We start from the raw sequence: 20893 nt of genomic DNA on the forward strand, positions 1-20893 counted from the left end.
TAGTTTGTATTAAGAATATCAATTTGAGTCATTTTAGTTCATTGAGTAGAGTATGGGCAGTATTTGTTAGACGAGTAACATGGCAATGTTGTCGATTTTTAAAACCTTCTTTTGGCTTGGTTGGATAAGTTTCGGTGGTCCAGCGGCTCATATTGGCTATTTTCGTAATACCTTCGTCGAGAAACTCAAATGGCTTGATGACAGTGAATATGCTCAAATCGTCGCACTGAGCCAATTCTTACCCGGTCCCGGTTCAAGCCAGGTGGGCTTTGCTCTAGGTTACAAACGAGGTGGCCTTGGCGGCGCGTGTATGGCGTTTATTGGCTTTACACTACCTTCCGTACTTATCATGCTGGCGTTAGCTATGTTAAGTAGCCAACTGACTGAAACCACCACCTTTCATAATGTGGTTCATGGTTTGAAATTACTTGCGGTTGTAGTGGTTGCCGATGCAACTTGGGGGATGTACAAAAACTTCTGCAAAGAGAAGCTATCGGTGGCACTTTGTTTGATAACGGCTGTCGCACTCTTACTTTTACCTGGTATTGCGACCCAAATGGGTGTCCTGATTATGGCTGCTTTGATCGGTGTAAAATATTTAGGTAATGACGACGCGCTCAGCACCAGCAAGTTTGAGCCTTCTATTACGCCTCTTGCCCTGTTTGTTGCTTTGCTTGTTGGACTGCCGTTTGCGGCGCAAGTATTACCCGCACTAGGTCTATTCAGCGACTTTTTCCAAGCAGGTAGTTTGGTCTTCGGTGGCGGCCATGTGGTTCTTCCACTGCTACAAAACATTGTCGGTGATCAGCTAAGCCAAGATGCCTTCCTTACAGGCTATGCGGCAGCACAAGCGGTTCCTGGGCCTATGTTTACCTTTGCAACTTACATAGGTTATGAGTTGATGCCTTCAGCCCCGATTACGGGTGCGTTAATGGCGACTTTAGCGGTTTTCTTACCGGGCTTTTTATTGCTACTTGGAGTACTAAAGAACTGGCAATCACTGGCTAAAAATCACAAAGTTTCTGGCGCCGTCAACGGAGTAAATGCTGCGGTTGTGGGGTTACTGGTCGCCGCTTTATACCAACCGGTATTTACCAGCGCAGTGATGAATCCACTTGATATCTCGCTGGTTCTCGTTGGCTTCTATTTACTCAAGCAACAGAAACTGCCGATTGTTTGGATGGTCGCATTCTTTATGCTGGCGGGGTTCGCTACTGGCTATATCGCTTAACAAGAATGCGGGTAGAGAAAAGGGGGAGCGTGCTCCCCCTTTTCTATTGATCTTGTCTAGCTTTCTCCTCCCTAACCATAGCAAGGGCTTTTTCTAGATTCTCATTAGCGACTTTGTAGTAAGTCGGTCTCGAATCAATCGCCTGCTGGAGATATGGAATCGCTTGTTCTGGTTTACCCTGAAGGGTAAGGAAATAACCCACATTATTTAACGCTTCTGGTTTCGTCATATGCTGAGAAAATACGTTCAGAGCACGATTAATCTCACCTTTAGCTAGATAAATTAACGCTAAATTATTCAAAGCTTTATCATTATTGGGCTCGTTATCCAATGCCTGTATAATGAAACGCTGGGCTTTGCGATAATCCCCTGCCATATAGAAAGAGTATCCAACATTGGTCAAGGTTTTCACCGAGTCAGGATCAATACTGAGCGCCTGCTTATAGAAGGCTTGAGCCAATTCGTGGTTTTTGTCCAAGTCAGCGATAACCCCCAACCCCATTAAGGCATATTCAGGCGAGTAACTATCAACCTGAAGCTTATTGACGGCTTCCACCGTACTTAGGTCAGTGTTACTCAAGGTCTTGTTGTTATTAAACCTCACCTGATCCGCATTGACTGCTCGCATAAAATAGCTGGTACCCTGCTGAATATCTCCATTGCGACTGTAGAGGATACCAAGCTGTTCAAGGACTTGGATATTGTTGGGATTCTCCTCAATCGCAATCAGATAGGCTTTTTCAGCCAGCGCTAAGTTCCCTCTAGATTGGTGTATACGACCAATGTTGAACAGTGAACGATCTCTATACTGACCGTTTTCAAACGAAAGAGAGCGAATGTATTCATACAAGGCTAAATCGGTGTTTCCGCCACTCAGCGCCTTGTCACCCCGTTCGATGGCCTCTTTCTCTGTCGTCGGTGGTTCTTCTGACGAAAGTGAGTCGATAGGTTTACCATCATAGAGAGAAGTGTCTAAGCTCGACTCTTTAGAGGCACATGCGGAAAGTAATATCGCAGATAAAGCGAATACAACCAGTTGAATTCCTTTCATAGTCCGTCCTTATTTTCCCATAGATGCAGTGAAGAGCAGCATTGACGGACCAATTGCAACGATAAAGAAGCAAGGCCAAATAAAGATCAACAGAGGAAAAATCATTTTCGTTGGAATCTTAGCTGCAACCTCTTCGATTTCTTGATTACGCTTGTCTCGATAGTCTTCAGTATACTCACGTAACGTTTGTGACAAGCTACCGCCTATTCTTGATGCATGAGCCAACATAGTCACCAGACCAGCGATCTCTTTCAGCCCCGTCCGATGAATCAAGTCATTAAACGCATCCGACAATTCGACCCCTGCTTTTACTTTGACACATACGGTATCCAGTTCATCAGCAAATTCAGGGTGCGATATGGTCAACTCATCCGCGACTCTGCGAAGAGCAGCGTTAAACCCTAACCCAGACTCAGTACACACAACCAATAAATCTAAGGCATCTGGAATCCCACTGCGAATCTTTGATTGCCGCTTATCAACCATATATCCGAGCACAATATTCGGTCCATACATGCCGACACCAACGCTAACAATCATGGCAAGGTTACGCATTGGCATATCTGGAGCAAAGAAGAAGAATCCTGCCGCCATCAGTAGCCCTACCACTAACGACAACGCTTTAATTGCATAAAAGATAGTGAGCGCACTCGCATCAAGATAGCCCGCATGCATCAGCTTTTCACGAATGCTTTCACTCTCTTTAGAGTTGGAAGGTTTCATGGCTGGTGCAAGCGACTCTAAAGTATTCTCTAAGCGTTTTGTCCGCTGCTTTTCGACACCACTAGTACTTTTAAGTTGGCTAAGTTTGGCTTTTAACGGCGATTTTGAGCCGACGAGTAACAGCGATAGAGTGAAAATGATCAACACGGTTGCCAATAGGATCAAGCCTAAAAAAACAGTCTGTTCATCAAGGTTAAAGGACGAAATAAAGGTCAGTACAGAGTCCATATCACACCTCGAAGTTAATGATTTTTCTGATCCACAGTGAACCAAAAAATAGACTAACGACACCCCCACTCACAAGTTTCATTCCCCTTGGGTCGGTATAGAGCGGCTCGACATAGCCAGGGTTAATCACACTGAGGAAAATGAACAGAACAAAAGGTGAAAGAACCAATATCCACGCCGACAGGCGGCTTTCCGCTGACAAGGTTTTGATTTTTCTTTGCAGCTTAAAACGTGCCCGCAGCACTCTTGATACTTTCTCAAGGTTCTCCGATAGATTACCGCCAGTTTCTTTTTGCAACAAAACCGCACTGGAAAACGCGAGCATGGAAACCGTTGGTGTACGCTCCGCCATCTGCATGATCGCCATCCGCATGTCATAGCCGTAATTGAGTAAATTGAACGTGTTTTTGAATTCAACTCCGATTGGTGCAGGCATTTCCAACCCCACCTCATTAAAGGCCTGGGTGACCGGCTGACCCGCTTGTAACATACGACGCATGATATCTAGGGCTTCAGGCAACTGTTCTTCAAAGGCCGCCAAGCGATCTGAAATCTTCTTACCTAACCAAAAATATAGACACATCCAAACCGCAATAATCGCTGCGATCCCGACATAAAGAGGTTGACCAATAAACAGCGCGATAAAAAAACAACAAACCGACGAGATAGATGTAATGAGTAGGGTTTGAGTTAAACTCCAGTCATATCCAGACAGCTCAATCATTTTCTTGAGTGACGACAGTGCCTCAATTTTTACTAAACGACGATCCCAAGGGGTCAGGCTTTTTAAGTAATGTTCATGAAGCAGTGAACGTGCCTCTTCATCTAATTTAGACTGGGACTCCTTTAATCGTTCTGATAACTCTTTATGCTTTGCTTTACTCCCTGCTGCAGGCAGAATCAGCGCCTGCGAAATAAACACCACTGCGAAGAAAAGTAAGACAAAAAAGAGTGTCGCATCCTGCTGCATAATGCCCCCTTCTATGAGTGTGACTCATTAAAAATTTCGAAAGGAAGATGAAGGCCTTTTTTAGAGAGCTGGTCATGACATTGCGGCACGACTCCCGTCGCCGTAAAGTGTCCTAAGACATTCCCTTCTTCATCCATTCCTCTACGTTGGAACTTAAAAATCTCCGACATGGTAATAATTTCACCCTCCATGCCGTTGATCTCACAAATGCTGACCATACGTCGCTTACCGTCTTCCTGACGTTCCATTTGCACAACCAAATGAATGGCCGACGCAATTTGAGAGCGTAGGTTTTTGGCGGTCATATTCCAGCCCGCCATCGCGAACATATTCTCTACCCGAGAGAGAGCATCGCGTGGCGTATTGGCATGTATTGTCGCTAACGAACCATCGTGGCCAGTGTTCATCGCAGCTAACATATCAACCGCCTCAGCACCACGAACCTCCCCCAGTACAATTCTGTCGGGGCGCATACGCAGTGAGTTTTTCACCAAATCTCGCTGGGTGATCTCCCCTTTGCCTTCAAGGTTAGCGGGACGTGTTTCTAGTCGAACGACATGAGGTTGTTGCAATTGAAGTTCTGCCGAGTCTTCTATCGTCACAATACGATCATCAGAAGGAATAAAGTTCGAGAAGATATTAAGTGTGGTGGTTTTTCCTGAACCGGTACCACCTGAGATGAGTACATTCATCGCCCCACGCACCGCTGCTTCAACAAACTGAGCCATTTCGGGAGACAGAGAGTTATAGTTGAGCAGGTTATCCATATTCAACTTCTCTACCGCAAAGCGGCGAATCGACACTGATGAACCATCAAGCGCAAGAGGTGGAATAATGGCGTTTACACGTGACCCGTCAGTCAGACGAGCATCGACCATAGGTGATGCTTCATCAATACGTCGACCGACCTGACTCACGACTCTATCAATAATGTTGCGAAGATGTCGCTCGTCAAGAAAGGTGTAAGGAGTTAATTCCAACTTACCACGTCGCTCAACAAAGACGTGCTTAGGTCCATTCACCAAAATATCCGACACAGTCGGGTCTTTGAGCAGTGGCTCAAGAGGACCTAAACCAAAAACCTCATCTTCGATTTGTTGTATTACCCGTTTACGTCCTTCCGCACTCAATGCGTGCGTTTGGTCTTCCGCCATTAGCTGTACAACGGCGTCGTGCAACTCAGACTTAGCACGTTCCTTTTCCAAGCTCGCCAACAAGCCTAAGTCGAGCGTTTCAAGCAACATTTGGTGATAATAATGTTTAACCGAAAGCTCTAGCTCGAGTTGCTTCTTCTCTTCTTCAACGGCATGACCTTTCGCTTCAGCCTCGCGACGTTTTCTTTCTTGAAAAGATTCAGCCGCCTTTTCTTCTACCACTTGACTTGTTTGTGGCTCTGTAGTCACAGCCTCTTGTCGTTGATTCGCTTGCTGGATTTGACGCTCCTCAGCTTCAACCACTTTCTTTTGTAGCTCCGGGTTTATGTTTTTCCTTTTAAAGAACATATTAGCCCCTTGTTATTATCAAGCTTTGTTAGGAGAACATTTTCTTAAACCAACCTTTCTCACTCTCCTTATCCGGAACTAAAGAGTGTGCTAATCGTTGAACTGACTTGGAAATTGCGCTGCCTTTTTTGGACAGAATAAAAGGTCGGCCTAAGTTGGCACTTTCAAGCGCAACTTTAAATTCATTAGGTATGGTGTGAATTTTCATGCCACCTATGGTTTCTTGAATATCTTTTAATTTGATCGACTGTCGCTTCTCATAACGATTGACGATAATTTCCATTTGATCTCTAGAGACACCAAACTCGAACGTCAGCACTTTGATAATCTGCGTCGTATTTTTAATCGCGACTAAGTTTTGTTGAGTCACCAAGAACAGTTTCGTCGCGGGTGAGATAACCGAACCAAACATCCGATCAAGCCCGCGAGATAAATCGATCACAATGTATGGGTATCTTTCACGTAAGATAGGGATTAACTTATTGAGTTGAGGGGCTTTTTCGAAATTTTCATGGCTATTTTCACGTTTAAAACCGATAGTGTGCAGACCAGATTCATGCTTAGTGACTAACCCACCCAGAGAGACTTCATCCAAATCAGAAAGATTCGCGATGGCATCTGTGAGACCGTAAGTACAAGAAACGTTAAGATAATCTTCTATCACGCCAAACTGAGTATCTAGATCAACAAATAGAACATTATCTGGGTTCTGTTCTGCAATCGTAATGGCGGTATTGAGCGCCAACATTGATGCACCCGCACCACCTTTAGTATTCATAAATACAAGCAGCTCACCAAGGTTTCTGCTTGCCACTTTTTCTTCAGCAACATTCCTAAGTAGCGGAATCAGATCCCCCAAGGTCGCCTTGTCGGAAATAAAGTCTGCGGCTCCAATGCGTAAAGCGATTTTTAGTGCGCCATTGTCATTCTCATTGCCGAAAACAATCAATGACGCTTCATGGCCAGTAGCATGCTCTGGCCCCTCATACTGTTGAAGCTCAACAATTTTTTGTGCCCAATTCGGCCCCGTCTCTACAAAAATAAGATCAGGTGGAGAGAAGTGTGCAAGATTACCTACCACCAGACCATGGAACGAAATCATTTCAAAGCTGACACTAGGGCACTTTGACAGCTCATGACTGATATGAAGGTGAAAGGCGTCAGATAAATAGAATACCCAAACAGTTAAGTTTGTTTTCAGTCTTATGGGTTGGTCACCATGAGTCGTTAGCGTCACTGCTTCTCCCATCTCGTTCTCCTAGCAGTCCGTGCTATTTTCTTCATTAAAGGGGGTCTCTCTGTGATGACCTAGGTTTTCCCTTGGTCGAGTCGTTTCAAACTCCGGAACAGACAGGCCTCCTGTCAAGTTGATGAAACTGAGCAAGCCAGTAAATTGATATTCAAAATCAACGACTTTAGCCCTCACATATTCAATTGTAGGAAAGATTGCATCATCTGTCAGAGTGCCTTGAATAACATTCCCCGAAGCATCGAGATACTCAATGGTCAGATTGCTAGCAGAGAAACCATACGGCGCTCCGCTGACTACCGCTAAGGCTGGAATATTGGCTTTATCCTCAACTTTACAAACAACCGCCAAACGCGCGGCGATTCGTGTCATGTCATTAACCATCTGCAATGAATAGATGTAACGCCCTACCTCAATCACAGCAAAAATTACCAATAACAACGCGGTTGAGACCAAGGTAAATTCTATGATCGATAGACCTTTTTGCTTCTTCATGGTGCAGTCCTCATCATTGCCGAAGCATTTAAAGGCACTGCAAAATTGAGCGTCGAGCTAAACTCAGTAATAACCGGAACATAAGTATGATTAATCGTGACTGTGACATAACCATTCTCATGTAATACAGTGACATCTGACGTGTCTATGCCACTCATCAAAGATACAGCCCCGTCCCCCACAACAGTTTTACCGTAAACGACCATGTTTTTAATTTCATCGACATCGGCGATTTGGTCATAGCTTGATGTACCAGTTACACCAGCGGTTGCATAACGAATTCCGCTCTGAGCCATTTTGGTTAAGTTTGTATATTGAACAAACGCATTACCAAACTCAGCAATCGACATTAAAATCATCATTAATACTGGCAGAACAATCAGCATTTCCACTGCTGCCAATCCTGTTGTTCGGGAGTGATTCCTATCGCGTTTGTTCATGATTCATCCCCTCCCGGATCCTTATACAAGACAATGGTATAAGGACCTTCATTACTAGAATCTTGACCTGGATTCCCGCCCGACGCAGTACAGTCAGAAATAAACTCCCCAAACACGGCTTCTTTACCGCTATTGGAGGTCGGTGCTTTTTGCAGCATAAAGAAGCACCCTAATGCAGTAACGGTAAAGCTGCTTGTCCCACCACTGGCTCCCGTGCAGTCCACAATTGGAACGACCAAAATACGTCGATCATGCTGTCCGCCTGAGTCCATTTTGCAGTCTGGATCGCCTGAGCAATCCGGCAACGCATCGTTATAATCTTCGTATCCCCACGGCTCACCTTCAACACTCTCATCGTTGTAAACGATATTGCCATCATTATCTAAAGTCGCTTTGGTGTCCGGTTCCTTTACGTAGATGTCTGAAGGAAAATCACTGGCAGATAGCCCACCACCGCTATAAGCACCAAAACGCGTGTTTAGCCCCTGGCCTACCGGACCTATCGTATTGCCGGGTTTGGTTATAACGGTATCACCTACCCCAACACTTCCTTCATAACCACCAGCGAGAGCTTTTCTCACCGTGTCTGCACCAGAACCAAAGTCAAGCAGTTGATAATTACCCGATCCCATATCACTCTGATTCTGTTCGGCAATTTTAAGTGCGTAGAGTTCTCCTGTATCGTAGCCAGTCGAACCTCCAGTGCCTGAATCACCTTCACATACTGCCATAGGCACAACATTGACCACATCAATACCCGGGCTTGGTCCTGCCACCGCGCTCGATACTAACTGTTTATCGACGCCAAATAGGTAAGCAAAGAAATTATCAAGCGAGTATGCACTTACAGTGACACGAACATAAGTATCCAAGTTCGCGTTATAGCCACTCGACTGAGGAAATATGGTGGGATCGTTTGAATACTCTACTGTGACGGTCGCATTGGAGAAGTCCATTTCGGAGTTGCCAGTAGCCGCGGCGACGTTATTCAATGTTGAGTTGGCCGCGGTGGTCGCTTGGGCATTTGTCCCTTCGCTATCCATGACAATGGCGGCAGCTAACGCAGCAGCATCGACACTGTTTTGCAATCTCGCTTTATTTAGCACAGCATGGCTTACATCAATAGACAAGGCAGCGACGCCTACCAAAGCAAGCATCGCTACCGTCACCATGACCAAAACCAAGCCCCTTTGTCGCGAATATTTACCTATTCGCTCTCTTGGCAACCTCATTGCGTCCATCCTTAGGGTCTAATTAGCAAACCCCTGCAAAACTTGACTATCAGTGCCTCCTAAGTCGGAGCTCCGTTTGCCTGTATAGACTTGATAGGCACTTTCCATTCGTTCACCACTACCCGAAGGAATGACTCCCAAGTTTTCTTGAGATGCATTTTGATTGTATGTTTGTTGTGTTTTTACCTTGGCCACATGGTGCCCTAAACGCGGTTTATTCGCGCAGCCGAGAAGCAGAGCGGAACAACAAACAACAATCGCTATAGTTATTACGTTTTTCATATCGCTCTCCTACAAACTATGTCCAAATGTGCCTTCAGTGCCGCCTTTACTTCGGTCAACATACTCTTGTTCATCGGCAGGTTGTGCTTTGGGTGTTTTCTTGACAGGCGCGATATACGAACCACGACCGAGTAAGTAGTACTTAAAATCATTGGGTTCGACAAAAGAGTCAGTCGGCAGAGTGACCTTGTTTCGGTCAATTGGCTGCGCGAGCCTTGGTGTCACTAAAATAACCAGCTCAGTTTCACCTGAAACATACTCTTGGCTATTAAACATTTGCCCCAAGATCGGAATATCGCCTAAACCGGGCATCTTGCTCGCCACATCACGTACATTTTCACTCAGTAGTCCAGCGATACCAATCGTCTGTCCATCCGCTAGCTCAAGAGTAGACGAAGCACTGCGACGCGTAATGGGAGGGATAACGTAGGTGCTATTGGTACTACCTGGAGACAAAGTCAGCGAAGAACTGTTGGCAATTTCACTCACATCCACCGCTAAGTTAAGATTAATTTTTTTGTCGCTTAACACGGTTGGGATGAACTTCAGACCCACACCATATTCTTTGTACTCGATCGTTATACCTTTATCATCCGGTACTGGGATTGGGAATTCACCCCCAGCTAGAAATTCCGCTTTTGAGCCACTCAACGCAGTCAAATTGGGCTCAGCCAATACCTTCGCAGTGCCGTTTTGTCGGGCGACATCGAGGGCGAAACTAAATAAGGTATTGCCATCAATAAAGGAGCCTAAAATCCCGTAATCACCAGATGTCGGTATCTCAAAAATTGGCGTCGCACCCGCGATACCAGCTGCGGTAGATGCCCCGCCCCATTTAAACTTAGAGCCGCTGGATTGGAAGAAAGCAAAGTTAGCATCAAACTTACGCACTAAGCTGCGCTGAACTTCAGCAACGGTAACTTCAAGCATGACTTGCTGCGCACCACCAATCGTCATCAGATTTATCACGCCAGTTTTATCAACTTGCTTACTCAGAGACTCATTTTCCTTGTCGGCTTCTCGTCCAGCGGAGTAGGTTTCTGCCACTCTCAAAGCAATATTCATTGCCGCTTGATTGCTTATCTGCCCACTCAGAATCAATCGGTTTTGGGCACTGTGCACTTCAATGGTTTCATTGGGTAAAAACTCAAAGAGTTTGGCCTTGAGGCTGTTTAAATCATGAGTGACTTCAATATTGATGGATTCAATCAGTTGGCCACGGCTATCCCAAGCCATCAGGTTGGTCGATCCAAGCTTCTTACCAATCAAAAACAGCTCATCGGATTTGAGCATCACGATATCAAGCACATCCGGGTCACCCAATGAAACACGCTTTGCTTTGCCAGCTAATGTTACGTGTGTGGATTTATGGTGGGGAACTTTGACCACTTTCCCTGATTGTGAAGCCGCATAGGTAACACCACTGCACAGCAGCAAGATAAAAAACAGTGTTATTATTTTATTCATAGCTCACCTCAGTCCCTGACACGGATATTGCTGGATTCAGTGCCCTTAATAATGGTGACACTAGGGGCAACATATTTTTTGACCACTTTTTCCTCTTCATGAGGATTACGTAATGCTAACTGTATGTCTCCACGACTTTGGGCAGACAACAACTTTTCGGCCTGACTAGGTGTCACCTCTAACGTCACAGCCCTTACGATAATTGGCTTGTTTTCTTTGGTTCTCGCCGTTTGGTCAACAGCTAATACTTTGATTTCTTTGAGCACTGTTACGGTATTAGCCGAGTTTTTTCCGTATTTAATCGTATTTAACACATCCACCTTATTGCCCGGCAGCAAGAAGCCCGCAACACCAATGACATCGTTTACCCGAATAGTCACAGCACGTTTATTCTCTGGGATTAGAGATGCTAACGTTGAACCCTCTCCCTGATTGGCTAGACGGCTAACATGGATTATCTCGCCCGGATAAACATTGCTCGCAACAACTTGCCCGATCAACTCTTCAGCCGATGTAAATTGAGATTCAGAGCGCCACGCTTTTTCTAGCAACTTGTTGGTAATGTGTTGCTCCTCAATAACCGTCCCTGCGAGTATTTCCTGAGAGGCAATGATCACCGGCTCTCGCTCGACCACCTCTACTTCAGTTTGAGGCTGCAATTGGTTGTCCATCCACTTTTTGGCGAAAAACACGGCTCCTAAACCAAACGCAATGGAGAGTAAAAGAAGTAATATGACTTGATTTCGACTCATCGAGCACCTCCTCCTTTGCCATCAGCTGTAAAGTACACTTCCCACGCACGGCTTACGATTTCAGAGGAGATAACAGGTTCAACTTCTTCAAATACGATGATATCTCGGCTGATCCCTACAATGTCTTTTGGTAAACAAGGATAAAAGCCCACGTCATGCTGACGATGTAAGTCAAATAAAGTTTCAAAACACCCTTGGGTAAGGGTCAGATTTTTAGATTTCGCAATAATGCCCCACAGTTCGCGATACTCTTCTTCGAGTAGAGGACCAAACTGAATCTTGTAGCCAAGTCGACGTAAAAAAGCCGGGTCACTGATCTTTTCCGGATCTAGGTTCGTAGAAAAGGCAAGAGTGAGGATAAAAGGTATTGAGATCTGTTGACCATTGGGCAAGTTCAGATAGTCGTAGAAATATTCCATCGGTACGATCCATCGGTTCAGCAATGTATCAACTGGCATCGGCTGGCGGCCCAAATCGTCGATAATAAAAATTCCGTTGTTCGCCATCATCTGTAGCGGAGCCATCCATACCTTGTTGTGCTCGCTGTGGTTGACCTCCAGCATGTCCATGGTTAATTCCCCACCGACTTGGATACTGGGTCGTTCACAAAGGCACCAGCGGCGGTCAAATTGTTCTTTAAACGTGATGGACTGAATATCTGAGCTGGATACCCTCTTGTGATGCTGAGGCGAAAAGACTTTGATGATGTTACCCGCGGCGAAGACAGCGTGAGGGATGTAAACCGAAGTGTTGAGTGAGTTAAGAATTTTTGTCGCGACAAAGGTTTTACCTGAACCTGCACTGCCGTAAAGCAACAACGCCCGACCAGAATTAATCGCAGGCCCCAAAACCCCGACCATACGATGAGCGCCCAGCACATCCGAGAGTGCATATTCGACATCGGCTCGATTAACCATTTGAGCTCGAACGTCCTGCGCCTTGACCATTTCGCAATATTGATTCAAAGAGACGGGTACTGGGCCTAAATAGGCATCTTTTACAAAAGCGGTATCGGCTTCCTGCATGCCTGATTCTGACAAACCATAGCGCACATGTCCGGTAGATTGAGTGGAAAACGTTGAGGAAGCAGCTTGAAAAACCTCGACCATTGACTTTGCTCTTAGGCCTGCGATGACATCCTCAATCATATGACTATTGATACATAACAACTTGGTCAATTGGAGAATGTCAGACTTGGGATAGGCGGCAATGTGTTTGATGACCAGATTTTCGACCACCGCTTTGGGTATTCCTAAGTCGTCGAAGCTTGTTGGCACAGGGGGTTGCGGAGCTTGCGGCGTCAACTCTGTTCGATGTTGAACCTTGGACATTGCCTGAACCATAAACACTCCTTGTGATTAATTCAGAAAATAGAAATAAAGCGCTACTCCAACAACAACGACTGGCGCAAAAGGCATTTGATATCGTCCTCTGCTACCGTTTGGGCTGGTTAAAGCTTTACTGCCCGAAGAACCATACATGACATAGATCGAGTATTTGTTTAGTAACGATTTGAATTGGTTAGGTGACTCTGCGAGGCGAAGAAAGGCATAGAAGAGGCCAATAACTACGCTTGCAACTGCAATCCAATAAACCGCTCCCAAAATATGCCCACTGCCAAGCCAAAAACCCACGACACCCAAAAGTTTTACATCACCGGGAGCCATCACTTTTAAAAAATAAAAAACTAAAGCAACGCCAAAACATGTAATGCCACTAACAGATGACCAGAGTAGGAAATTATAGTCCTGAAGGACAACAGCCTTATTAATAAAGCTAACAAAAAGAACTACTAATAATAATGAGTTAGGTATTCGGTGCTCTTTTGCATCAGAAACGGCTATGGCAAATAGCACGATCCAAATAAAAACATCCATCTAACTGTCCCCAAAATTAGTCAGTCCTACTCACTAAATATAGACCCAAATTGTTGAGATAACAGTTCTCCGAACACAATAAATATCCCCGAAAAACCAACCACCAATAAACCCGCACCTACCACATACTCGACGACGGTTAACCCCTCTTAATCCCTAAAGAAACTAATGAAAGACATAGCCAAAACCTCCAAGTTGAACAAAAGGAAGTTGCCCACAACACAGTTATGGGCAACTTAATTCTTAATCAACTATAGGCGAGGATATGCGTTTATGTCGGTATATTAGTTACCTGAACCATCTGGCGCATTATCAAGAACTGTACCTAGCTGTGCTTCTAGTGCAGAACTGAAAGTACCAAAAATACCTGCTAGACCGGCTACCAATAAACCTGCACCAACAACGTACTCCACAACCGTTAAGCCTTCTTCGTCTTTCATAAATTCAGAAATATTTTTAATAAGCTTGCTCATGATTTGTCTCCTTCCAAAGTTCATTAAGCCATTTCGCTTATTGATAATTTAGATTTATTTGAGCAATAACAGTTAGGATTATTTTGGCTATCTTTGGTACTTTTTTGCCATTAACTATCAGAAAAAATAAGTACATCCGCTCGTCAAATAAGCAAATTCTAAAATTAGGCTATTTATTCAAAGAATAGTCCTTCATATACTTTCTTTTTAATTTAATGCGCTTACAAAGCACTTTTTAGTTACTACTATATAGCCACTCAACTAAAGCCACCCATTCTCACTTTTGATACTTGACAGAAAGCCGACCACTGCACTTAAGTGATATTAATCACATTAAAACACCGACTAATCATTCAGTCGCCCAATAAGAAGCTTGGTTAATATCAATTAACATACTAAGCTAATTGGTACAGTTCGTGTGATTAAAACTAAAACAAAATAAGGACTTTACACAGTGGATGTGTTGCACAAAGGTTACTGGCTCGGACAATCGGTGACGTACATCGCCAAAGATATCGTTCGAGATCTGGAAAGATACTTTCATATTCTCGACTATGGGTATGATGTGTCTGTCCTTAGTGAATCTGAAATACATTTCTGTTTTTTCTGTTACGAAGCCTCTTTTCACTCACTGTTTCTGACTGCCGCAAAGCTTTGTCAAAACCTAGATAAAAATCTAATCGTGGTATACGACAATGGACTCCCCCAAGAAATTGCTGAATTGGATGTGGTTTATTCAACCTTTAACCTCAATCACGATGACTCTCGGGCTTGGAGTGATGAACTCAATAAGCAGGTCTACTACCAGTTTTCAAAACACCAAGAAATCCTTAATATCCATAAGTTAGTAGAGAACCATCAACAAAAACATATCAACAAAGATCTGGTTGAAATGCTGAGGTATATCGATAAGAACCTCTCAAGAACGATTAGAGAAGAGGACGTAGCAGAATACTGTCACTACTCAGTGACGTATTTTTCTAAGTTTTTTCACAAAACGATTGGAGTCAGTTTCCGGGATTACCTGACACTCAAAAGAATCAATTTCGCTAAGCAGCTGCTAACCAATGAGCGCAAAGAGAAAATATCTTTTATCGCTTTCCAGTGCGGCTATAACGATGTCTCTTACTTCTCCCGCATTTTCAAAAAAAAGACGGGGATTAGCCCTGCAGTCTATCGTCAACTTCACTAATCACGCGCTGGTCACAAGAAACTCCTAAACTTACTCTTAGTGCTTTCCTCCTATTTATTTACCATGCTAGAGTTAACAATCTATTAACAACAAAAATAACCATAATTTTGCCAATAACACGGAGTTAGAGAATGATTCAGCCTAACGAGTTAAGCAAACCAACCTGTGCTCTCCCACCACCCAACGAGATGATCCTAAAATGGGCAGCGGAGCGCCCTAATGAGGTTTATCTTAAACAAATTATCAACCGCCAGTTTATCGAGTTCACCTACGCGGAAGTTGCCGATCAAGCACTAAAGCTAGTCACAGCACTCAATAATTTGGGTATCCAGCCAGGTGACAAAGTTGCACTGGTATCAAAAAACTGTGCCGAATGGTTTATCTGTGATTTAGCCATGACGCTTGGTGACTTTGTCAGCGTGCCGATCTTCCCAACCGCTGGTGCTGATACCATCGAATACTGTCTGACGCACAGTGAAAGTAAAGCGCTGATTGGCGGTAAGCTTGATGATGCAGCAGCAACACAGCAAGTGATCGACACGATGCCTGACCTTATCACCATCGCTCTGCCGTATGACTCTGCACCAAGTTGCCAATACCAATTTAAACAGTTGATCGCTGATTGTGAACCAAGCCAGTATCGTCCTGAGCATTACGACGATAAATTGATGTCGTTAGTTTATACTTCCGGCACTTCGGGGGTACCTAAAGGCGCAATGCTCACTTATGGCGCGTTTAGTTGGTCGGTCCAACAACTCATCAATCACATCGGTATTCAAGAGAATGATCGTCTGTTCTCCTATTTACCACTCGCCCATATTACAGAGCGAGTCTATATTTTCGGTTCTTCGATCATGGGGGGAGTTCAGACTGCCTTCCCTGAGTCTCTCGATACTTTTATCGAAGATGTAAAAATGCAAAGACCCACATTGTTTATCTCAGTGCCTCGACTATGGACCCTGTTCCAACAGCGTATTCAAGATAAACTGCCGCAGAAAAAACTGAACATCTTGCTCAAAATTCCATTTGTTAACTCTTTGATTAAGAAGAAACTCGCAGATGGACTCGGTCTGGACAAAGCACGCGTGCTAGGTTGTGGTTCTGCCCCTGTGTCTCCGGCGTTACTTGAGTGGTACCACAGCGTCGGCCTGAACATCACAGAAGCTTGGGGGATGACTGAGTCGTTTGCCTACAGCACACTTAACTACCCATTCCGTGCAGACAAAATCGGTAGTGTTGGTAATGCAGGGCCCGGTATTGAACTGAAAATTGCCGAAGACAATGAAATCATGGTCCGAGGAAAAGGTTTATTCTCCGGCTATTATAAGAACGACATCGCGACTCAAGAGTCATTTGACTCGGAAGGGTGGCTACACACTGGTGATATTGGTTCTATAGACAGCGAAGGATACTTAAACATTCAGGGACGTAAAAAAGATACCTTTAAAACAGCTAAAGGTAAGTTTGTCGCCCCTGTTCCAATTGAGAAAAAGCTGTTCGAGTACAGCCGTATAGAAATGATGTGTCTGATTGGTCTGGGACTTCCAGCGCCAATTTTGCTTGTGGTTCCTCATGATTTCCCTAATTTTGATCGTGCCCGTTATGAACGTACGACGAAAAAAGTCATCAAGAGAATGAACGCCGAGCTAGAGTCTCACGAACAGATAAAAGGCGTCTTAATGATCAAAGATCCGTGGAGCATTGAGAATGGTATCTTGACTCCGACTTTGAAAATTAAACGTCATGTTCTTGAGCAAAAATACCACGAGATTGGGCACAACTGGCCTAAAGGTCAGCTTGTCGTGTGGGAAGAGTAGTTTTGTACTGATATTTAAAAGGAGAGCCTACGCTCTCCTTTTTACTTTTCGGCATAAAGTAAAGCGATTATGATGCTCACTTGCCACAAGAATACATAGGGACAGTATATGGATGCTAGGTTGCATCACCTGCCAGGATTGCGCTACTTTGAAGTCGCGGCAAGGCTCAATAGTTATAGCCGAGCAGCCGAAGAGCTTTTTATTAGTCAGGCTGCTGTGAGCCAAAAAATTCGCCAATTAGAGGATGGGTTAGGCTGTAAGCTATTTGTCCGTGATGGCCGAGAAATGCGTTTAACCGAACAAGGAAAAATCTTGTTTAAACATGTTTCTCAAGGCTTCGAAACTATTATCAGTGGTCTGAATCAAATCCAGAGCGAGCCTGTTGAAGGCTTGCTGTGCGTTAGTTCAACGCCGTCATTTGCGTCTCGTTGGTTACTACCGCGATTATGGAAATTCTCTACTCAATACCCAAGTATCCCTATTCGTATCATTACCAGTTGCGACGCTCCCAAACTAAAACAGGGTGATGCCGACCTAGCTATATGGCAAGGCGATACTCTCGACGTCAGTGACAACCACAAGCTACATAAAGAGTTTCTATTTGAAGAAACGATCTACCCGTTTTGTTCTCCCCACCTAGCGAAAACAATCAACTTATCGACGCCCGAACAGCTACTTGGTTGCTGGTTGATTCACTATGAATCAGGAGGTTACCCATGGCGAGCTTGGTTTGCCGAAGCCGGTGTTGAGATGAACAAAGAGTCGGTGAGATGGATGGATGTCAGTACCTTCGATCATGCGATGAATGCGGTTATGGCTGGTCATGGCGCTTGTTTAGCCTCAGACTCACTCGCCGCCGACTATGTAGAGAGAGGGTTACTCATTAAGCCATTTGATATTGGTATGACCCCAGGCATCCAATTCAACCTGTTCTACAATGATGAGTCCCCTCGACGAAATCGAATCGCTGCTTTTGCAAACTGGCTACATAGCGAAATAGCAGGCTAAGCAACAAAAAGAGAGCCATTCGTTAGGTTTTGGCATCATTGATAGCCGTAGCCCAAGGTAGGCTGGGAAACTAAGCGCTAGGAGCACGTTACCCTATATAAAAAAGCCCCAGTCTTACGACTGGGGCTTTAAAGTTATTTAGCTAACAATAAGAATTACTTCTTAGCGTTACGCTCTTTAACTTCTGCGATTACTTGCTCAGCAACGTTTGATGGACAAGCTGCGTAACGTGCGAACTCCATAGAGAACTGACCACGACCAGAAGTCATTGTACGTAGCGTACCGATGTAGCCGAACATTTCTGATAGAGGAACGTCAGCTTTGATACGAACGCCAGTAGCACCAGCTTGTTGGTCTTTGATCATACCACGACGACGGTTAAGGTCACCGATAACATCACCAACGTGGTCATCTGGAGTAAATACGTCAACGTTCATGATTGGCTCAAGAAGCTGTGCACCTGCTTTAGGCATTGATTGACGGAATGCGCCTTTCGCTGCGATTTCAAATGCGATTGCAGATGAGTCAACTGCGTGGAAGCCACCGTCGAATAGCTCAACTTCAACGTCTAGCGTAGGGAAGCCAGCTAGAACACCAGTTTGCATCATGCCTTCGAAGCCTTTCTCTACTGCAGGCCAGAATTCCTTAGGAACGTTACCACCTACAACAGTTGACTTGAACGTGAAGCCAGAGTTTGGCTCACCTGGTTTGATGCGGTAATCGATCTTACCGAACTGACCAGAACCACCAGACTGCTTCTTGTGCGTGTAGCTATCTTCAACTGCTTGAGTGATAGTTTCACGGTAAGCTACCTGTGGAGCACCTACTTCTAGCTCAACGCCGTAAGTACGCTTAAGGATGTCTACCTTAATGTCTAGGTGAAGTTCACCCATACCTTTAAGGATAGTTTCGCCTGAATCTTCGTCAGTCTCAACTTGGAATGATGGATCTTCTGCAACCATCTTACCAATAGCGATACCCATCTTCTCTGTAGAACCTTTGTCTTTCGGAGAAACAGCGATAGAGATTACTGGCTCTGGGAAGATCATTGGTTCTAGAGTACATTCGTGCTTAGGATCACATAGAGTGTGACCTGTTTGAACGTTCTTCATACCTACAACAGCGATGATGTCACCAGCTTGAGCTTCAGTGATCTCTGTGCGGTCATTCGCTTGCATCTCAACCATACGGCCGATACGCTCAGTCTTACCTGTCGCAGCGTTAAGGATAGTGTCACCCTTCTTCATGCGGCCAGAGTAGATACGAATAAATGTTAGTGCACCAAAACGGTCATCCATGATCTTGAATGCTAGCGCTTTTAGTGGCTGATCAGCATCAACGATTGCTTTTTCGCCAGTTGGTTCACCTGTTTCAGGATCAGTTAGATCTTGAGGTTCAACTTCTGTTGGGCTTGGTAGGTAATCTACTACAGCGTCAAGAACAAGTTGCATACCTTTGTTCTTAAATGCAGAACCACAGAATGTTGGGAAGAACGCTAGGTCACGAGTACCTTTACGGATACAAGCTTTGATTTGCTCGATAGTTGGCTCTTCGCCTTCCATGTAAGCTTCCATTAGCTCGTCATCTTGCTCAACAGCAGTTTCAATCATTTCTTCACGGTATTGTTCTACATCGTCAACCATGTCTGCTGGAACATCTAGAACTTCGTAGTTTTCTGGAAGACCAGTTTCGTCCCAAACGTACGCTTTACGAGTTAGAATGTCTACAACACCAACGAAATCATCTTCACGACCGATTGGCAGAGTCATAACTAGTGGGTTAGCACCTAGTACTTTCTTAACTTGCTCAACAACGTTGAAGAAGTCTGCACCCATACGGTCAAGTTTGTTTACGAAAATGATACGTGATACTTCAGATTCGTTAGCGTAACGCCAGTTAGTTTCTGACTGAGGCTCAACACCGCCAGAACCACAGAATACACCGATACCACCATCTAGTACTTTAAGTGAACGGTATACTTCAACTGTAAAGTCAACGTGTCCCGGAGTATCGATAACGTTTAGACGGTGGTTTTTCCACTCACACGTTACAGCTGCTGACTGGATTGTGATACCACGCTCAGCTTCTTGCTCCATGAAGTCAGTAGTAGACTCACCGTCATGTACTTCACCAGTTTTGTGGATTTTACCAGTAAGCTTCAGGATACGCTCAGTGGTGGTAGTTTTACCCGCATCAACGTGCGCGAAAATACCAATGTTTCTGTATTTCGATAAATCTGCCATTGTCTTACTCTGTTAATAAGGTATAAATTGCGCGCAGAGTATATCACAATCTGTCAAGACTGATACCCTTGCGTGCGCTGTATGTAAAAAAAACTTGTCTCACCAATATTAGCAGTTAATTCACCAACTAAATGGTAAATTTGCTGGTATTGATTAAGCTTTCTCAGAATAAAAATGCTGCTCATTCGGTAACAAGCAGCACCTCATATTTTGCTATTGTCCTTAGCTTAGCGAGGACAAATCTCCGACTCTGGGAAGAAGAACTCGATTTCGCGAGCTGCTGATTCCGGACTATCTGAACCGTGAACTGAATTATAGCGCATGCTGACAGCGTAATCAGCACGAATGGTGCCACATGCTGCTTCTTCTGGATTAGTTTTACCCATAAGTTCACGGTAGCGTGCAATCGCATTTTCGCCTTCAAGTACTTGAACCATGATTGGTCCAGAAGTCATAAATTCTTTCAGTGCAGGGAAAAACGCTTTGCCTTCATGTTCTGCATAAAAGCCACTCGCCTGCTCTTCAGTTAGACGAACCATTTTAGCTGCAATGATCTGTAGACCTGCTTTTTCAATGCGGTGATAAATTTCACCAATGAGATTGCGTTCTACTGCATCGGGCTTAACGATAGAAAAAGTTCTTTCAAGAGCCATAAGGTATC

20 protein-coding genes are annotated in these 20893 nt (G+C 44.6%); 4 read left to right on the top strand and 16 right to left on the bottom strand.

Annotated elements, in window-relative coordinates:
* Positions 1-85 precede the first annotated feature (85 nt).
* Positions 86-1231, top strand: coding sequence for a chromate efflux transporter (gene chrA / locus QTN94_RS02100; protein ID WP_331416479.1), 1146 nt, complete (start codon positions 86-88; stop codon positions 1229-1231).
* A gap of 43 nt (positions 1232-1274) precedes the next feature.
* Here chrA and QTN94_RS02105 read toward each other — a convergent pair whose 3' ends face one another.
* The 14 genes from QTN94_RS02105 to QTN94_RS02170 all read right to left on the bottom strand — a co-directional run bounded on the left by QTN94_RS02105 (position 1275) and on the right by QTN94_RS02170 (position 13972).
* A complete protein-coding gene (locus tag QTN94_RS02105) occupies positions 1275-2282 on the bottom strand; it encodes a tetratricopeptide repeat protein (protein WP_331426700.1) in 1008 nt (335 codons plus the stop codon).
* Positions 2283-2291: 9 nt separating this feature from the next.
* Positions 2292-3233, bottom strand: a complete 942-nt coding sequence (locus QTN94_RS02110; protein WP_138970424.1) for a type II secretion system F family protein — start codon at positions 3231-3233, stop codon at positions 2292-2294.
* 1 nt (position 3234) lies between these two features.
* Positions 3235-4203: a type II secretion system F family protein gene (locus QTN94_RS02115; RefSeq protein ID WP_138970423.1), complete on the bottom strand. Its 969-nt coding sequence runs from the start codon at positions 4201-4203 to the stop codon at positions 3235-3237.
* 11 nt (positions 4204-4214) lie between these two features.
* Positions 4215-5705 (bottom strand): CpaF family protein, encoded by a 1491-nt coding sequence (locus QTN94_RS02120; RefSeq protein ID WP_138970422.1) that lies wholly within the window; start codon positions 5703-5705, stop codon positions 4215-4217.
* A 28-nt stretch (positions 5706-5733) separates the two neighbouring features.
* Positions 5734-6954, bottom strand: a complete 1221-nt coding sequence (locus tag QTN94_RS02125; RefSeq protein ID WP_331416476.1) for an AAA family ATPase — start codon at positions 6952-6954, stop codon at positions 5734-5736.
* A gap of 9 nt (positions 6955-6963) precedes the next feature.
* Positions 6964-7449: a TadE/TadG family type IV pilus assembly protein gene (locus QTN94_RS02130; protein ID WP_138970420.1), complete on the bottom strand. Its 486-nt coding sequence runs from the start codon at positions 7447-7449 to the stop codon at positions 6964-6966.
* The gene (locus QTN94_RS02135; protein ID WP_138970419.1) at positions 7446-7889 is read right to left on the bottom strand and encodes a TadE/TadG family type IV pilus assembly protein; all 444 of its coding nucleotides are present in this window, start codon (positions 7887-7889) and stop codon (positions 7446-7448) included. The genes QTN94_RS02130 and QTN94_RS02135 overlap by 4 nt, the downstream gene beginning before the upstream one ends.
* The gene (locus QTN94_RS02140) at positions 7886-9121 is read right to left on the bottom strand and encodes a pilus assembly protein TadG-related protein (protein ID WP_138970418.1); all 1236 of its coding nucleotides are present in this window, start codon (positions 9119-9121) and stop codon (positions 7886-7888) included. Before QTN94_RS02140 ends, QTN94_RS02135 begins: the two co-directional genes overlap by 4 nt.
* 18 nt (positions 9122-9139) lie before the next feature.
* Positions 9140-9403 carry a hypothetical protein gene (locus tag QTN94_RS02145; RefSeq protein WP_331426701.1) on the bottom strand — a complete coding sequence of 88 codons (264 nt, stop codon included), beginning with the start codon at positions 9401-9403 and terminating at the stop codon, positions 9140-9142.
* Between the two features lie 9 nt (positions 9404-9412).
* Entirely contained in the window at positions 9413-10870 is a 1458-nt protein-coding gene (locus tag QTN94_RS02150) for a type II and III secretion system protein family protein (RefSeq protein WP_331426702.1), read from the bottom strand.
* A gap of 8 nt (positions 10871-10878) precedes the next feature.
* Positions 10879-11622: a Flp pilus assembly protein CpaB gene (gene cpaB, locus QTN94_RS02155; protein ID WP_331416472.1), complete on the bottom strand. Its 744-nt coding sequence runs from the start codon at positions 11620-11622 to the stop codon at positions 10879-10881.
* Positions 11619-12965: an AAA family ATPase gene (locus QTN94_RS02160; protein WP_138970414.1), complete on the bottom strand. Its 1347-nt coding sequence runs from the start codon at positions 12963-12965 to the stop codon at positions 11619-11621. Before QTN94_RS02160 ends, cpaB begins: the two co-directional genes overlap by 4 nt.
* 15 nt (positions 12966-12980) lie before the next feature.
* Complete coding sequence (locus QTN94_RS02165; protein WP_331416471.1) at positions 12981-13499, bottom strand: A24 family peptidase; 519 nt, start codon at positions 13497-13499, stop codon at positions 12981-12983.
* 284 nt (positions 13500-13783) lie between these two features.
* Entirely contained in the window at positions 13784-13972 is a 189-nt protein-coding gene (locus QTN94_RS02170; protein ID WP_138970412.1) for a Flp family type IVb pilin, read from the bottom strand.
* 454 nt (positions 13973-14426) lie between these two features.
* On the opposite strand from QTN94_RS02170, the gene QTN94_RS02175 reads away from it, so the two are divergent.
* From QTN94_RS02175 to QTN94_RS02185, 3 genes are all read left to right on the top strand, one after another.
* On the top strand, positions 14427-15164 hold the full coding sequence (locus tag QTN94_RS02175) for a helix-turn-helix domain-containing protein (protein WP_331416470.1): 738 nt from the start codon (positions 14427-14429) through the stop codon (positions 15162-15164).
* Positions 15165-15295: 131 nt separating this feature from the next.
* Positions 15296-16981, top strand: coding sequence for an AMP-binding protein (locus QTN94_RS02180; RefSeq protein WP_331426703.1), 1686 nt, complete (start codon positions 15296-15298; stop codon positions 16979-16981).
* A gap of 108 nt (positions 16982-17089) precedes the next feature.
* Positions 17090-17989 carry a LysR substrate-binding domain-containing protein gene (locus tag QTN94_RS02185; RefSeq protein ID WP_269377729.1) on the top strand — a complete coding sequence of 300 codons (900 nt, stop codon included), beginning with the start codon at positions 17090-17092 and terminating at the stop codon, positions 17987-17989.
* A 155-nt stretch (positions 17990-18144) separates the two neighbouring features.
* Here the strand turns inward: QTN94_RS02185 and fusA are convergent, their stop codons facing one another.
* Positions 18145-20232: an elongation factor G gene (gene fusA / locus QTN94_RS02190; RefSeq protein ID WP_331426704.1), complete on the bottom strand. Its 2088-nt coding sequence runs from the start codon at positions 20230-20232 to the stop codon at positions 18145-18147.
* Positions 20233-20459: 227 nt separating this feature from the next.
* Entirely contained in the window at positions 20460-20885 is a 426-nt protein-coding gene (gene ndk, locus QTN94_RS02195; protein WP_331416466.1) for a nucleoside-diphosphate kinase, read from the bottom strand.
* Between the last annotated feature and the right edge of the window lie 8 nt (positions 20886-20893).

Origin of the sequence: Vibrio sp. M250220 (genome assembly GCF_036533795.1) — a bacterium.
Taxonomy (GTDB): Bacteria; Pseudomonadota; Gammaproteobacteria; order Enterobacterales; family Vibrionaceae; genus Vibrio.